This window comes from Alsobacter sp. P4_H11, assembly GCF_056400925.1.
The window spans coordinates 30,842-47,208 of the sequence record NZ_JBFUKI010000001.1; the positions used below are offsets into that span (position 1 = coordinate 30,842).

Below are 16,367 nucleotides of genomic sequence, written 5' to 3' on the forward strand. Positions count from 1 at the left end.
TCGGGGCGGGCCGAAGCCCGCCGCCTGGCGCCTCAGACGCGGTAGTGGCCGTTGCGCTTGACCAGCACGGTCGTGCCGACCGGGACACGGTTATAGAGGTCCGCCACGTCCTCGTTCAGCATGCGCACGCAGCCGCTCGAAACCTGCTCGCCGATGCTCCAGGGCTCGTTCGTGCCGTGGATCCGGAACAGGATGTCGCGGCCGTTCTGGTAGAGGTAGAGCGCGCGCGCGCCGAGCGGATTGTCGATGCCGGCTTCCCGGAAGCGCGGCAGCTCGGGCTTGATCCGCACCATCGTCTTGGTGGGGCTCCAGTTCGGCCACACGCCCTTGCGCCCCACCGAGGCGACGCCTTTCCAGGAGAAGCCCAGCTTACCCACGCCCACGCCGTAGCGCATCGCGCTGCCGCCGGGCTGGACGAGGTAGAGGAAGCGCTTGTCGATATCGACCACGATCGTGCCGGGCTTCTCGGGCCCGTCATACGACACGGTCTGGCGGTTGAACTCGGGCGCGATCTTGCTCCGGTCCACGAGCGGAATGTCGTGCGGCTCGTCCGGCGCATAGCCGATGTACCACCCGGCGAGTTCCGGATCGGACATCAGGTCGGGGTTCTTCTTGGCGGTGGGCGCGACGGTGTTGCAGCCCGCGAGTGCGGAGCCGGCCAGCACGGCGAGGAGGGAACGGCGGGACAGCATGAGCGGGGTTCGATCCTGTCTGCGGAAAAGGGTATTCGGCGCCACGCCGAAGGTCATGCGGAGCACTAACCAATCGGGGCGCGGGTTCCAACCCTGCACACCCGGCCGTCCCGGCCGGTGGGGCCGTGTTTCGGGCGTTGTGTCCAAAGAGTCACGGATTCTACCCGTTCACAACCGGGGCGGGGCGTCGGTTCACCAGCCAGATCCCGCCGCAGACAAGGACGATCGCGGCCGCGAAGCCCGGGCTCAGCCGATCGCCCAGCACCGCCCAACCGGCGACGGCCCCCACGAGCGGGGTGAGGAATGTGAACGCCGCCAGCCTGGCGGCCGGATACACCGCAACCATCCAGAACCACACCAGGTAGCTGAAGAACCCGACCACGACGGTCTGGAACGCCAGCGAGGCGACGATGGCGGGCGACAGGCGCACGATTCCAGGTTCGCCCGCCAAGTAGGACAGCGGCAGCAGCATCACGGCCGAGACGAACAGCTGGTAGAACAGCGTCCGGATGGCGCTGATGGTCGCCAGCCTTGATTTGCGGATCACGAAGGTGGTCGCGCCCCACAGCACCGCCGCCGCGAAGCACAGCGCATCGCCCAGCACTGACGACCAGCTTGCATGCAGCACCCCGTCGCCGAATGCGATTCCGACGCCCAGGAAGGCTCCCGCCAGCCCGACGATCTGCCAGCCGACGAGCCGCTCGGCCGGCAACAGCCAATGCGCTCCCACCGCGACGACGAACGGCGCAGTGTAGATGAACAGCACGGCCCGCGCCGACGTCGTTCGTTCCGCGCCCAGGAAAATGCAGACGAACTCGAGGCCGAAAAGCAGCCCGGCGAGGAGACCGGGCTTCCACGCGCCATCGGTCCCGATCAGCGAAACGCCGCGAAACCGCGCCCACCCGGCCAGAAGCAGCGCCGAGCCGGCCGAGCGAAGGCCGGCCTGGAACAAGGGGCTGACGCCCTCGAGAGCGATCTTCACGAAAACCTGCTGGACGCCCCACAGGACGCAGAGCCCGACGAGCATCAGCGCGGCCCGGCGGTCGATGTGGTCGCGTGTCATGGCGGCTCGGGATGGAGGCTGCAGGTTCGGCAGCCATAGCCCACTTCGTTGCCGCGCGGCAGCCGCATTGGGGCAGCCTCGCCCTGCGTGGCGCTCAGGCGGAACGCGAAGCTCCAGCCTGCGTTGGGACGCAAACCGGAGGATCATACCTTGCGCATCACCATCACGGCCGCCCTGTTCGCCTGCATCGGCGCCATCGTCTCCGCGCAGGCGCAGACCACTCCCGCCAAGCCCGCCGGCGCCACGCCTCAGAACGACGCGGACTTCGTGGCGAAGACCAGCAAGGATCCGGCTTTCGCGGGTGGTGAGCAGCCCAAGGAGACCGGATCGACTACATCCGCCAGTCCCGCGCCGGCGCCGCGCGAGGGCATGAACTACACGCCGACGAAAACGCCTGACGAAACCACCCAGCAGGCCAAGTGAACGCTCGACCTGCACCGGAAAAGAAAAAGGGCCGCTCACGCGGCCCAAGTCTCAGGGAGGAAATGCCCGAAGCGGGCACGGCTGAAGAACGCCGACCTCATGGATAAGTTCTGCCGTGCTTGCGAACAATCTGTAGAAACGCGAACTAGGGCTACACCGTAGAACCTAAGTCGGTTGCTCTCGCGGGCTGGACGCGCCAGAACAGCGCGAGCTCTGGCGAGACCGCGAATGCCTAGAAAAACTCCCGCGACGGTTGCGATCGAGAGAGCAGGCCTCGCTTACGAGGCGTTCTCGTACGAATACGATCCCGACGCGCCTCAGATCGGCCTGCATGCCGCCGAGAGCCTGGGGGTTCCGCCCGCGATCGTGTTGAAGACGCTGATGGCGCTGGTGGATGGCAATCCCGTCTGCGTGGTCGTCGCCTCGGACCGTGAAGTCAGCATGAAGCGCCTGGCCGCGGCGGCGGGCGGCAAATCGGCCCAGATGATGAAGCCCGCCGACGCCGAGCGCCTCACGGGCTTCCGGGTCGGCGGCATCAGTCCGTTCGGGCAACGCAAGGCCGTTCCGGTGTTCCTGGATGAAGCCGCGCTCGCGCATGAGCGCGTCTACGTGAACGGCGGCCAGCGCGGCCTGCAGGTGCGCCTTGCCCCGCAGGCGATCATCGACGCTCTTCGGGCCAAGACCACCTCCCTGACGTAGCGAGGCAACGCTTCGGCAACCTTTGCGCAACTCTCGCGCAACCTCGTATAAAGACTTCTTTATGTCTTTATTGCCGTGGCGACCGGTCCGTGATAGAGACCCGCTCACCAGTTTCCCGACAGATCCGAAGGGCCGACCATGAGCCATCATTTCAACGACTACCGCGTCGCCGACATCGGCCTCGCCGAGTGGGGTCGCAAGGAGATCACGATCGCCGAGATCGAGATGCCCGGCCTGATGAAGACCCGGGCCGAGTACGGCGCGGCGCAGCCCCTCAAGGGCGCCCGCGTGGCCGGCTCCCTTCACATGACCATCCAGACGGCCGTGCTGATCGAGACCCTGAAGGCTCTCGGCGCGGACGTGCGCTGGGCCTCGTGCAACATCTACTCCACCCAGGACCACGCCGCCGCCGCCATCGCGGCCGCCGGCATCCCGGTGTTCGCCATCAAGGGCGAGAGCCTCGAGGACTACTGGGATTACACGCACAACATCTTCGACTGGTCGGACGGCGGCACGCCTAACATGATCCTGGATGACGGCGGCGACGCGACGCTGTTGATCCATCTCGGCATTCGCGCCGAGAACGGCGACACGGCCTTCCTGGACGGCGCCACCAACGAGGAAGAGGAAGTTCTCTTCGCGGCCATCAAGAAGCGCCTCAAGAGCCACCCGGGCTGGTACGCGCGCAACGGCCAGAACATCAAGGGCGTGACCGAGGAGACCACCACGGGCGTGCATCGCCTCTACCAGATGCAGAAGGAGGGCAAGCTCCTCTTCCCGGCCATCAACGTCAACGACAGCGTCACCAAGTCCAAGTTCGACAACCTCTATGGCTGCCGCGAGTCGCTGGTGGACGGCATCCGCCGCGGCACCGACGTGATGATGGCCGGCAAGGTCGCGATGGTGGCGGGCTTCGGCGACGTCGGCAAAGGCTCGGCCGCCTCGCTGCGCAACGCCGGCTGCCGCGTGATGGTGTCGGAGATCGACCCGATCTGCGCCCTGCAGGCCGCCATGGAAGGCTATGAGGTCGTCACCATGGAGGACGCGGCGCCGCGCGCCGACATCTTCGTGACCGCGACCGGCAATGTCGACGTCATCACGGTCGACCACATGCGGGCCATGAAGGACCGCGCCATCGTGTGCAACATCGGCCACTTCGACAGCGAGATCCAGATCGGCGGTCTGCGCAACCAGAAGTGGCACAACGTCAAGCCGCAGGTCGACGAGGTCGAGTTCGCGGACGGCAAGCGCATCATCGTGCTGTCGGAAGGCCGCCTGGTGAACCTGGGCAACGCGACCGGTCACCCGTCCTTCGTGATGTCGGCCTCGTTCACCAACCAGACGCTCGCCCAGATCGAGCTCTGGACGAAGCAGGGCGAGTACGAGCGCAAGGTCTACACGCTGCCGAAGCACCTCGACGAGAAGGTCGCGGCCCTTCACCTCGACAAGATCGGCGTGAAACTGACCAAGTTGTCGGACAAGCAGGCGAGCTATCTCGGCCTGCCCGAGCAGGGCCCGTTCAAGCCCGAGCATTATCGCTACTGAGAACGTCTGACCCGTCCAGACGGGTGATATCAGGCGAAAGTGCAACCCGGCCGCAACACGGTCGGGTTGTTTCGTTTCGGGGCGGCGAAAGCGCGTGTCAACCCCTCGTTAACCACTTCCGGGCGGAGTCAACACGAGTCTATTGTGAGGGTGATTCGGGGCGCCCGCGTTGCGGCGGAGGCGGCGTCGGTCACGGGCTGCGGGGGCGGCCCGACGCATGGATCGACCAGGAGCGCGGCGGCGCGCGCCTGGGTGGCGGGGCTGCTGGGAGGCGGTTGGATCGGCGTGCGCTTTCGCGCGCCGGTGCGGCGTCCGATGGCGCGACAAGAGAGGCGCGAGGATGGCCGATGGACGGCAGACGCACGGGATTCGTCGCGACCGCCCGGCGCCCGCACGCGTTCTCGCATCCGCCCTGCGGCTGCTGACCTCATCCACGGCGATCGGCGTCGTTTGTTCGTCCCGCAGTTCCGCGGCGTCTTTCGCCGATAGCCTGAGCATCCTGCCCCAGCGCGTTGACCCTCATGGCGCGGTGGGCGTCGCGGTGTTCGTCGGCCTCGTGTTCTTCGCCACCACGACGGCGCTGATCCATCTCGGCCAGCGACGGAAATGGGTCGAGCGCGAGGCCCGGCTCGCCGCCGAGAACGCCGACCTGCGGGCCCGCAACGATCGCGCCGACCTCCTTCTGGCGGCCGAGCCCCAGATCGTGATCGCGTGGGGCGGCCGCTCGGGCGAACCCGAGATCGAGGGCGATCTCTCGGTCGTCGGCGACGTCCCGATCGCCCGGCGCGTGCTCGGCTTCGGCAGCTGGCTTCCGGCCGCCCAGGCGCAGGCCATGGACACGGCTGTCGACCGCCTCAAGCAACGTGGCGAAGCCTTCCGAATGACGGTGCGCAGCGTCGGCGGCCGCATCCTGGAGGCCGAAGGCCGTCCGGTCATGGGGCGCGCCGTGTTGCGCATCCGCGAGATCTCGGGCGATCGCCTCGAACTCCTCCATCTGCGTGAGGAATTCGCCGCCGCGAGCGCCGACGTGATCGGCTTCAAGGCGATCCTCGACGCCCTGCCGCAGCCGCTGTGGCGGCGCGACGGCGAAGGCCATCTCACCTGGGTGAACGCCGCCTATGCGCGGGCCGTGGAAGCGCCCGACGCCGCAGTCGCGGCAGCGTCCGGCCTTGAATTTCTCGACAAGGCGATCCGCGAGGAAGCCCAGCGGGCCCGCGGCCGGTCCAGCGTTTTCCAGGGCCAGTGCGCGGCCGTGGCCGCCGGCGAGCGGCGCATCTATCAGGTGGTGGAAGTCGGCGCGAGCGACGGCTCGGTCGGCATGGCGACCGACGTGTCCGACCGCGAGGCGCTCCGGCTGGAGTTGGCGCGGCTCAGCGAGAACCACACCGTCACGCTGGACCAGCTGCCCACCGCGGTGGCTGTGTTCGACAATCTGAAGCGGCTGAGATTCTGCAATTCGGCCTACAGGGACCTGTGGCAGCTCGACGCCGCATACCTGGACGGTCATCCCACCGACGGCGAGATCCTCGACCATCTGCGCACGGCGCGTCGCCTGCCGGAGCAGGCCGACTATCGCGGCTGGAAAAAGACGCTGCTGGAAGCCTACCGGGCGCTGGAGCCCAAGGAGACCTCCTGGTATCTGCCGGACGGCCGCACCCTGAGGGTGGTCACCAACCCGAATCCGGATGGCGGAATCACCTACCTGTTCGACGACGTCACCGAGCGCTTCCAGCTCAAGACGCAGTTCAACGCCCTGATGCGCGTGCAGGGCGAAACGCTCGACAGCCTCAAGGAAGGCGTCGCGGTGTTCGGCACCGATGGACGCCTCAAGCTGCACAATCCGGCCTTCGCCAATTTGTGGCGCCTCTCGGCCGTCACGCTGGCGGACCGGCCGCACATCGACGGCATCGTCGCGTGGGCGCGCGAGCAGCACCCCGATGACGACGACTGGAACGCGATCCGGGGAGCGGTGGCGGGCCTCAGCGACAGCCGCCACGGCCTCGCACTGCGCATGGAGCGCCGCGACGGCTCGGTGGTGGACTGCGCCGCCGCGCCGCTGCCCGACGGCGCGACGCTGATCACCTTCGTGGACGTCACCGCCACCGTGAATGTCGAGCGGGCGCTCACGGAGCGCAACGACGCCCTGGAGAAAGCCGGCCAGCTGCGCGAGAGCTTCGTCCACCACGTCTCCTACGAGCTGCGCTCGCCGCTCACCAACGTGATCGGCTTCACGCAGCTTCTGGCCGACGGCGCCATCGGGCCGCTCAACGACCGCCAGAAGGAATATGCCGGCCACATCATGCGGTCCTCGGCCGCCCTGATGGCGATCATCGACGACATCCTTGACCTCGCCACCGTGGACACCGGCGAGATGGCCCTCCAGCTCGGGCCCGTGAACGTGCGCGAGACCATCGAGGCGGCCGTCGCGGGCGTGCAGGACCGCATCGCCGAGCACAAGATCAGCCTGGTGCTGGACGTGCCGGCCTCCATCGGCGAGATGAAGGCCGACGGCAAGCGGGTCCGGCAGGTGCTGTTCAACCTGCTGTCCAACGCGGTCGGGTTCTCGCGCGAGGGCCAGAGCATCACGCTCTCGGCCGAGCGCACCGAGCACGACATCGTCTTCCGTGTCCGCGACCAGGGACGCGGCATTCCGCCCGAACTGCTGGACAAGGTCTTCGACCGGTTTGAAAGTCATTCGGGCGGCTCGCGCCATCGCGGCGTCGGCCTCGGACTGTCGATCGTCCGCTCCTTCGTCGAGCTGCATGGCGGCAAGGTGAGCATCGCGTCCAAGCAGGACCGCGGCACCGTGGTCACCTGCGTGTTCCCGCTGAACGGCGCATCCTCGCGCGAAGCGGCCGAGTAAGGAGTTCGCGTCATGGTCGACGACGCCCCACGCCCGTCATTGCCCGAAGCGCGCTGGACCGTCCGCCTGGGCGACCAATCCGCCACGGCCTTCCTGGCCCGCGAACTCGCCCCGATCATGCAGCCCGGCGATCTCGTCACCTTCTCGGGCGACCTCGGGGCCGGCAAGACCACCTTCGTGCGCGCCCTGGTGCGCGAGCTCGCCGGCGATCCGGATCTCGAGGTCCCGAGCCCCACCTTCACGCTGATGCAGTCCTACGCGACGCCGCGCTTCACGGTGGTGCATGCCGACCTCTACCGCATCGGCGGCGCGGACGAGCTCGCCGAACTCGGCTGGGAGGAGGCGTCGGAAGACTCGCTCGTGCTCGTCGAATGGCCCGAGCGCGCAGGCTTCCTCCTCACCACCGAGCGGCTCGACATCGCGCTCTCGCTCGACCTCGCGGCCGGTGACGAGGCCCGCGTGGCCGTGCTGACGGGTCTCGGCGCCTGGGCGGGCCGGATCGGGCGCGCCAGCGCCACGCATGAGTTGCTGGCCCATTCGGGCTGGATCCACGCCCACCGCGAGCACCTGCAGGGCGACGCCTCCACGCGCGCCTATGAGCGGCTCACGCTTGGCGACCAGACCGCCATCCTGATGATCGCGCCGCGCCGGCCGGATGGCCCGCCAGTGCGCATGGGCAAGCCCTACAGCGCCATCGCCAAGCTGGCCGAGAGCGTCCACCCCTTCGTCGCCATGGCGGACGGCCTGCGCCGCGAGGGCTTCAGCGCTCCCGAGATCCTCGCCAGCGACCTCGACGCCGGCCTTCTGCTGATCGAGGACCTCGGCGCCGGGACGGTGACGGACGAGCATGGCCCCATTCCGGAGCGCTACGCCGAGGCGGCGGGCGTTCTCGCGGCGCTCCATGGACGCGAGCTGCCGGCCGTGCTCCCTGTCGAGCATGACGGCGAATACGCCCTGCCGCCCTATGATCTCGACGCTTACCTGATCGAGGCCGAGCTGATCCTCGACTGGTACGTGCCGCACATCCTCGGCGCCGAAGTGTCTGGCTCGGTGCGCAGCGCCTTCGTGCATCTCTGGCGCGCCGCCCTGGCTCCGCTCATCGAGGCGTCCAACACCTGGACGCTGCGCGACTACCATTCCCCCAACCTGATCTGGCTGCCGGAGCGCCAGGGCCTTGCGCGTGTCGGCCTGCTCGACTTCCAGGACGCCGTGATGGGCCACCCGGCCTATGACTGCGTGTCGTTGATGCAGGACGCCCGCGTGGACGTGTCGGAGGAGCTCGAGCTCCGGCTGCTCGGCCATTACGCCCGCAGCCGCAAGGCCGCCGACCCGAGCTTCGACATGGGCGACTTCGCCATGGCGTATGCGGTGCTGGGCGCGCAGCGCGCCACCAAGATCCTCGGCATTTTCGCCCGGCTCGACCGGCGCGACGGCAAGCCCCAATACCTCAAGCACCTGCCCCGCATCGAGCGCTACATCCGCCGCGACCTGTCCCATCCGGTGTTGTCGGACCTGAAGAACTGGTATGAGACCAACCTGCCGTCGCTGTTTGCGACGGACGATTCGGCCCCGCCCGCCTGACCGTCGCGGATTGGCTCCCGACCGGGCGAGCCGCACAGGCGTGGGCCGGCTGCGGCCCTCAAGGCCATGATTTCTGTTCCTGGGACGGCGCTCACGCATGCCTGCGCAGACACACACGACGCCCGACCACGCCATGGTGCTCGCCGCCGGGCTCGGCACGCGCATGCGGCCGATCACCGACACGATGCCGAAGCCGCTCGTGCCCGTCGCAGGGCGCGCGCTGATCGACCACATCCTGGATCCGCTCGCCGAAGCGGGCGTGACCACGGCCGTCGTCAACGTCCACTACCGGGCCGACCAGATGGAGGACCACCTGCGGGATCGGCGCGATCCCAAGGTGATCATCTCGGACGAGCGCGACCAGCTGCTCGATTCGGGCGGCGGCGTGCGTAAGGCCCTGCCGCACTTGGGAGCGAACCCGTTCTACGTGCTCAACGCCGACTCCTTCTGGGTCGACGGCCCCCGCTCCAATCTGCGACGCCTCGCCGAGATGTTCGATCCCGACATCATGGACATCGCCATGCTGGTGGCCGCCACGGCGTCGTCCACCGGCTATGACGGCGCGGGCGACTTCCTGATGGGCGCCGATGGCCGGCTTGCCCGGCGTCGCGAGCGCATCGTCGCCCCCTTCGTGTATGCGGGCGTTTTCATCGTCTCGCCCGCACTCTTCGCCGATACGCCCGAAGGGCCGTTCTCGCTGAACCGGCTGTTTGATCGCGCGATCGAGCGCGAGCGGCTGTTCGGCCTGCGGCTGGATGGGCTCTGGCTGCATGTCGGCACGCCCGAGGGCATCACGCTCGCCGAGCGCGCCTTGGTGCAAAGCGCCCGCTGAATGGCAGCCTCCGCCCGCGTCTTCACGATCTCTCCCGGCGCGCCCTTTCTGGCGACCCTAGCGGATGCGTTGCTGGACGGCCGGCTGATCCCGGGCTGGCCCGATCGTCGCGACCCGCTGTCGCTGGCCGAAGGCGCGATTTTCCTGCCCACCCGTCGCGCCGCCCGCGCGCTGGCGACGATCCTGGCCGAGCGCATGGATGGCGGCGCGGTGCTGCTGCCGCGGATCACGCCGCTGGGCGACGTGGACGAGGCGGAGGAATCCGCCCTGTTCGAGGCGCTGCGGAGCGGGCTCGACGACCCCGCCTTGCCGCCCGAGGTTCCCGAAGCTCAGCGCCGGCTCGAACTCGCCTCGCTGGTGCTCGCCTGGGCCCGGCAGGTCGACCGCGCCATGCTGCGGCTGGACGCCAACGAGCCCCTTCTGGTGCCGTCCTCGCCGGCCGACGCCCTTGGGCTCGCAATCGATCTCGGGGCCTTGATCGACACGCTGTCGATCCACGGCAAGACGGTCGCGGACATCCACGCGCTCGTGCCCGAGCGCTACGACCGCTACTGGGACATCACGCGCAATTTCCTGGGCATTGCGGCCGAGTTCTGGCCGAAGCGAGGGCAGGAGCTCGGCCTGATGGACGCGGCCCTGCGCCGCCATCGCGTCCTGTGCGCCGAGGCCGAGCGGCTCGCCGCCGCGCGCCCGCACGCGCCGATGATCATCGCGGGCTCCACCGGCTCCATGCCGGCCACCGCGGCGCTGATCGCCGCCGTGTCGCGGCTGCCGCGCGGCGCGGTGGTGTTGCCGGGGCTCGATCTCCATCTCGACGAGCCGTCCTGGCGCAAGATCCCGGCCGACGGCGCGGAGGCGGGCCACCCCGGCCACCCGCAGGCGGTGTTATCAGGGCTCCTGCGCGTGCTCGGCGTCGAGCGCCGGGACGTCGAGGAGCTGGCCCGCCCCTCGGCGGCCATGGACGCCCGCGAGCGCTTCCTGTCCGAAGCCCTGCGGCCGGCCGAAACAACCGACCTTTGGGCGACGACCGCCGGCCGCGTCGCGCCGGCGCTGGCCGAAGCCGCGCTCGCGGACGTGACCGTCGTGGAGGCCGCCGACGACCGCGAGGAGGCCCAGGCCATCGCGCTCGCGCTGCGGCAGGCCTTGCTGGACGACGCCGCGACGGCCGCCCTGATCACGCCCGACCGCACCCTCGCCGAGCGCGTCTGCGCCGAGCTGAAGCGCTGGGACATCGCGCTGGATGATTCCGCCGGCCTCCCTCTCGGCCGTTCCGGCCCCGGCGTTCTTGCCCGCCTGGTCGCCGAGGCGGCGGCAGAACAGTTCACGGCGGCCTCGCTGCTGGCGCTGCTGGACCATCCGCTGTGCCGCTTCGAACTGCCGCGCGCCACCGTTCTGCGCGGTCGCTCGACGCTGGAGATCGGCGTTCTGCGCGGACCCGCGCTGCCGCCGGGGCTTCCGGCGATCGAGGCCGCTTTGGCGCGCGCCGAGATCGACGCGCGGGATGATGAGAAGCGCAGGCGCATGCCCGGTCCGCGCCGCCGCCTGCGGGATCGCGACTGGCAGTCGGCCAGGGATGTCCTTCAGGCGCTCGCCCGGTGTTTTGCGGGCTTCGGCCCGACCGAGGTCGCAACCAATCTGGTGTCCGTGCTGGCCGCCCACGAGGCTGCGCTGAACCAGGTGGGCGCCCCTGCGCCCGGCGAGGACGGCGGCGTCTTCGTCGGACCTGCGGGCGAGGAACTGGCGTCGTTGTTCGATGACGCCACCGTGCGCCCGACGGAGGGCATCGAGGGCCGCTTCGTCGACTACCCGGCCTTCTTCTCGGGCCTGCTGGCCGGGCGCGTCACGCGCCGGCCGGACACCGGCCACCCGCGCCTGCGCATCTGGGGCCTGCTGGAAGCGCGCCTGCTCGGCGCCGACACGGTCGTGATCGGCGGCCTCGACGAGAAGACCTGGCCGCCCGAGGCCCGTGGCGACGCCTTCCTGAACCGTCCCATGCGGCACGATCTCGGCCTGCCCTCGCCCGAGCGGCGCATCGGCCAGACCACGCATGATTTTGTCCAGGCCATGGGCGCCCGCCGCGTCGTGGTCACGCGTGCGCTGAAGCGCGGGGGCGACCCCACCGTGCAGTCGCGCTTCCTGCAGCGCATGCAGGCCGTCGCGGGCGCGCCCGCGTGGCAGGCGTGTAAGGCGCGCGGCGACGCCATGCTGGCGCTCGCGCGCCTTCTCGACCAGCCGACCCGCGTCGCCTCCGCGGCCCGCCCGCGGCCGATCCCGCCGGCAGAGCGCTTCCCCAAGCGCCTCAGCGTCACCGAGATCGAGACGCTGGTGCGCGATCCCTATGCGATCTACGCCAAGCACATCCTGCGGCTCGAGCCGCTGGACCCTATCGCGGGCGAGCCCTCCGCGGCCGTGAAGGGCATGCTCGTGCACGAGGTGATCGGGCGCTTCGGCAAGGACTGGCCCAAGGACCTGCCGGCCGACGTCTATGCGGCGCTGCGCGATCTCGGCGTGGCCGAATTCGCCAGGACGCCCGAACTGCGCGACCGGCCGGATATTCGAGCCTTCTGGTGGCCGCGCTTCCTGCGCATGGCCGCCTTCATGGCCGAATGGGAGCATCGCCGCCGCGAAGCCCGGCCCACGGTCGCTGCGGAGATCGGCGGCAAGCTCGCGATCACGTTGAAGGACGGCTTTGCGTTCGAGCTCACCGGCCGGGCGGACCGCATCGAGCTCCTGCAGGGCGGCGAGTTCGCGATCGTGGATTTCAAGACCGGCGTTATGCCGGGCGTCGACGAGGTCCGGGTCGGCTTCAGCCCCCAGCTGACGCTGGAAGCCGCGATGGCCAAGCGCGGCGCGTTCCAGAACGTCCCCGCAGGCCTGCGGACCCGTGAACTCCTCTATGTGAAGCTCTCGGGCGCGGCCGAGCCCGGCAAGGAGCGCGCGATCGCGGATTCGAAGAACCCCTTCGACGTGGACGAGCTCGCCGAGGACCACCTCGACAAGCTCATGACGCTGCTGGCCCAGCACCGCGCCGGCGAGCGCGCCTTCCTGTCCCGGCCCCATCCCAAATACGCCAAGCGCTACGCTCCCTACGATCACCTCGCGCGCTATCGCGAATGGTCGCTGGCGGGCGAGGCCGGCGACGAGGCCGCCCCGTGAACGAGATCCTGCGCGTCCCGGACACGACCCGCATCGCCCAGCTGGAAGCCTCGGACCCGAAGGCGTCCGCCTGGGTTTCGGCCAATGCGGGTTCGGGCAAGACCTATGTGCTGTCGCAGCGCATCATCCGGCTGCTGCTTGAGGACGTGAAGCCCGGCAAGATCCTGGCGCTCACCTTCACCAAGGCGGCCGCCGCCAACATGGCGAACCGGGTTTTCTCGATCCTGGCCCAATGGGTGACGCTGGACGACGCGAAGCTGTCGGCCGAGATCGAGCGCCTGGACGGCAAGGCCCCGCCCGCCAGCCGCCTCGCGCTGGCGCGACGCCTCTTCGCCCGTGCGGTGGAAACCCCGGGCGGCCTCAAGATCCAGACCATTCACGCCTTCTGCGAGCGCGTGCTGCATCTCTTCCCGTTCGAGGCCAACGTGGCGGCCCGCTTCGAGGTGCTGGACGACGCCTCGGCGGCCGACCTGATGGCGCAGGCGCGCGCGCATGTGCTGACGCATGCGCTGGGCGAGAACGACGCCGAGCTCTCGCGCGCGCTTTCGCTCGTCAACGAGGTCGCGGGCGAGGACGGCTTCGTCAGCCTGATGACCCACGCGCTGGCGCTGGGGCCGTTGCTGGCGCGTTATGGCCGCGGGCGGGAGGGCATCGCCAAGCTGGCCGAGCAGATCGGCGAAGCGCTCGGCCTCGCGCCCGGCGAAACGCTGGAGAGCGTCGAAAGCCGCATCCTCTCCGAGGGCTTCGCGCCAATCGAATGGCCGATGCTCTGCGAGCGCTTCCTCGCCGATGGCAAAGCCACAGAGACCAAACACGCGCAGGCGCTCGCCCGCGCCGCCGAGGCGCAGGGGCTCGAGCGGCTGGGAGCCTACCTGTCGGTGTTCCTCACCAACGAGCACAAGCCGCGGGCTGATACGAGTTTCATTACCATGGGCTTCTGCGCCGCCAACCCGGCGCTCGCCGATCGCCTGAAGGCCGAGCGCGGCCGTGTGCACGATCTGCTGGACCGGCGCAAAGCCGTGGAGGCGACCGAGCGCACGAAAGCGCTGCTGACCCTCTCGGACGGGGTGATCGGGCATTATGCCCGCCAGAAGAGCTTGCGCGGGGCGCTCGATTTCAATGATCTCATCGGCAAGACGCTGGCGCTGTTCGAGCGCAGCGACGCCGCCTGGGTGCTTTACAAGCTCGACCAGGGCATCGACCACGTGCTGGTCGACGAGGCGCAGGACACCAGCGATCCGCAATGGCGAATCCTGCGGGCCCTGACGGACGACTTCATCGCCGGCGCGCAGGCGAGCGACCGCATCCGGACATTGTTCGCGGTGGGCGATCCCAAGCAATCCATCTTCTCGTTCCAGGGCGCGTCGCCCGAAGCCTTCGAGCGGTCTCGCCGCCATTTTGCATCCCGGATTCTCGCTCTGGAAAGCGAAGACCCTCAGCGCTGGGCGTGGCGCGAGCGGCCGCTGACGCTGTCGTTCCGCTCCGCGCCCGACTTGCTGCGCTCGGTGGACGCCGTCTTCGCGCACGCCGCGCACTACGAAGGCCTGAACCGCGGCGACCCGGTCGCCACCGTGCACGAGAGCGCCCGCGCCGAAGCGCCCGGCCTCGTCGAGATCTGGGACGTCGAGACCCCGGTTGTGACGGCTGACCCTGACGCATGGTCGAAGCCTCTGGACGAAGCCGACGAAAAGGCGCCCAGCGTGCGGCTGGCCAGGCGTATCGCCGGGTTGATCCGCCGTTGGCGCACGGTCGGCGACGAGAGCGGCCGCCGCATCCCGGCAGGCGACATCCTCATTCTGGTCCGCAGCCGCAACGCATTCTTCGAAGCCATGATCCGCGCCCTCAAGGACGCGGACGTGCCGGTGGCGGGCGCTGACCGCTTGGCCCTGACGAGCCATATCGGCGTCATGGACCTGCTGGCGCTGGGCCGCGCCTGCCTCACCCCGCGCGACGACCTGACGCTCGCGAGCGTGCTGAAGTCGCCGCTGGTCGGGCTCTCGGAGGATGATCTCTACACGTTGGCGGCGGACCGGCCGGGCAGCCTGTCGCGCGCCCTCGCGGAGGCTCAGGAACCGATTTTTTTCGCCGCGCAGAACCGCATGGCGCGCTGGAACGCACTCGCGGCGTCGAGCGGCCCGTTCGGCTTCTACGCCGCCGTGCTGGGCCCGGATGGCGGGCGCAAGGCCATGCTGTCGCGGCTGGGGCCGGAGGCCGGCGACGCCGTGGACGAGTTCCTCCGCCTCGCCCTGGAGCACGAGCAGCGCGCGACGCCCTCGCTGGCGCTGTTTCTCCACGCGATGGAGAGCGCCGACATTACGGTGAAGCGCGACATGGAAGCCGGGCGCGACGAGGTCCGGGTCATGACCGTCCATGGCGCCAAGGGCCTGGAGGCGCCCATCGTCTTCATGGCGGACACCTGCTCGGAGCCGCATGGGCGCCACGACTCGCCCATCTTTGGCGTGCCTTACCCGGATGGCCCCGACGAGGCGTTGCTGCCGGTGTGGTCGCCCAAGTCGGCCTGCGACACGGCCGTGATCCGCAAGGCTCGGGAGGCGCTGCGCGAAGCCGCGCGGGACGAGTACCATCGCCTGCTCTATGTCGCGATGACCCGCGCCCGCGACCGCCTCTATGTCTGCGGCTTCGAGGGGGCGCGCAAGCGGGGCGACTCCTGCTGGTACGAGATGATCCGCACTACGCTCGCGCCCTTCATGGAGGAGCATCCCGCCGGGGAGGGCGACGCCGTGGTGCTGCGCAGGCAGAGCCGGCCGTGGCCGGCCATCGCCGGCCAGACGCCCGCGCAGGTGCCCGTCGCCGCCGTCGCGCCCGCATGGCTTACCGCCAAGGCGCCGCCCGAAGCCTCGCGCCGGCCGCCGCTGCGCCCCTCCAGCGCCATCGACGCCGCCGACGGCGAGCCGGCCCGGGTTGGGACCGGCCGCGACCGCGATGGCCGCACCGTCGGTCGCCTTGTGCACGCCCTTTTGGAGGCGCTGCCCGGCTGCCCCGCCGCCCTGCGGCCGTCGGCGGCCCGGCGGCTCGTGGACGCCAGAGGGGCCGGCCTCTCGGCCGAGCGGCGCGCCGGGCTCGTCGCCGAGGTCCTCGCGATCCTGGACGCGCCCGCGCTGGCCCCGCTGTTCGGCGCCCATAGCCGCGCCGAGGCGCCCATCGCGGGCACGCTGCGGCTCGGCGGCGCGTCTCACCCTGTGTCCGGCCAGATCGACCGCCTCGCGGTGCTGCCCGACGCCGTGCTGGTGGCCGACTACAAGACCGGCGCCCCAGCCCCGGGCGAATCGGTCCCCGAGCCCTACCTCGCGCAGCTTGCCGTTTACCGGGCGCTGCTGGCCCAGATCTACCCGGACCGGCCGGTGCGCTGCCTGCTGGTCTGGACGTCCGGTCCGAAAGTGGTGGAGATCCCGTCGCTGGAGCTCGACGAGGCCCTTGCGCGGATCAAGCCTGCGTGACGGCGCCTTGACGCTCCGCCAGCCCATCCATAGCTTCCCCTCAACCAAGGCGGCG

10 protein-coding genes are annotated in these 16,367 nt (G+C 69.7%); 8 read left to right on the forward strand and 2 right to left on the reverse strand.

The features are described from left to right. Positions 1-32 precede the first annotated feature (32 nt). Positions 33-692, reverse strand: a complete 660-nt coding sequence (locus tag AC1DSZ_RS00140) for a L,D-transpeptidase (RefSeq protein ID WP_476836378.1) — start codon at positions 690-692, stop codon at positions 33-35. Between the two features lie 160 nt (positions 693-852). Next, complete coding sequence (locus AC1DSZ_RS00145; RefSeq protein ID WP_476836379.1) at positions 853-1,755, reverse strand: DMT family transporter; 903 nt, start codon at positions 1,753-1,755, stop codon at positions 853-855. Between the two features lie 150 nt (positions 1,756-1,905). Between AC1DSZ_RS00145 and AC1DSZ_RS00150 the strand changes: the two genes are divergently transcribed. The 8 genes from AC1DSZ_RS00150 (at position 1,906) to addA (ending at position 16,312) form a co-directional block, all read left to right on the forward strand. Further along, positions 1,906-2,178: a hypothetical protein gene (locus tag AC1DSZ_RS00150; protein WP_476836380.1), complete on the forward strand. Its 273-nt coding sequence runs from the start codon at positions 1,906-1,908 to the stop codon at positions 2,176-2,178. A 228-nt stretch (positions 2,179-2,406) separates the two neighbouring features. Continuing rightward, positions 2,407-2,877, forward strand: coding sequence for a Cys-tRNA(Pro) deacylase (gene ybaK, locus AC1DSZ_RS00155; RefSeq protein WP_476836381.1), 471 nt, complete (start codon positions 2,407-2,409; stop codon positions 2,875-2,877). Positions 2,878-3,015: 138 nt separating this feature from the next. Further along, complete coding sequence (gene ahcY, locus AC1DSZ_RS00160) at positions 3,016-4,422, forward strand: adenosylhomocysteinase (protein WP_476836382.1); 1,407 nt, start codon at positions 3,016-3,018, stop codon at positions 4,420-4,422. Positions 4,423-4,762: 340 nt separating this feature from the next. Next, positions 4,763-7,285 carry a sensor histidine kinase gene (locus AC1DSZ_RS00165; RefSeq protein ID WP_476836383.1) on the forward strand — a complete coding sequence of 841 codons (2,523 nt, stop codon included), beginning with the start codon at positions 4,763-4,765 and terminating at the stop codon, positions 7,283-7,285. A 12-nt stretch (positions 7,286-7,297) separates the two neighbouring features. Further along, positions 7,298-8,866: a tRNA (adenosine(37)-N6)-threonylcarbamoyltransferase complex ATPase subunit type 1 TsaE gene (gene tsaE / locus AC1DSZ_RS00170; protein WP_476836384.1), complete on the forward strand. Its 1,569-nt coding sequence runs from the start codon at positions 7,298-7,300 to the stop codon at positions 8,864-8,866. A gap of 97 nt (positions 8,867-8,963) precedes the next feature. Beyond that, on the forward strand, positions 8,964-9,698 hold the full coding sequence (locus AC1DSZ_RS00175; RefSeq protein WP_476836385.1) for a nucleotidyltransferase family protein: 735 nt from the start codon (positions 8,964-8,966) through the stop codon (positions 9,696-9,698). Beyond that, positions 9,699-12,854 carry a double-strand break repair protein AddB gene (gene addB, locus AC1DSZ_RS00180; RefSeq protein ID WP_476836386.1) on the forward strand — a complete coding sequence of 1,052 codons (3,156 nt, stop codon included), beginning with the start codon at positions 9,699-9,701 and terminating at the stop codon, positions 12,852-12,854. It begins immediately after the preceding gene. Beyond that, positions 12,851-16,312: a double-strand break repair helicase AddA gene (addA, locus tag AC1DSZ_RS00185; protein ID WP_476836387.1), complete on the forward strand. Its 3,462-nt coding sequence runs from the start codon at positions 12,851-12,853 to the stop codon at positions 16,310-16,312. The genes addB and addA overlap by 4 nt, the downstream gene beginning before the upstream one ends. The last annotated feature ends 55 nt before the right edge of the window (positions 16,313-16,367 follow it).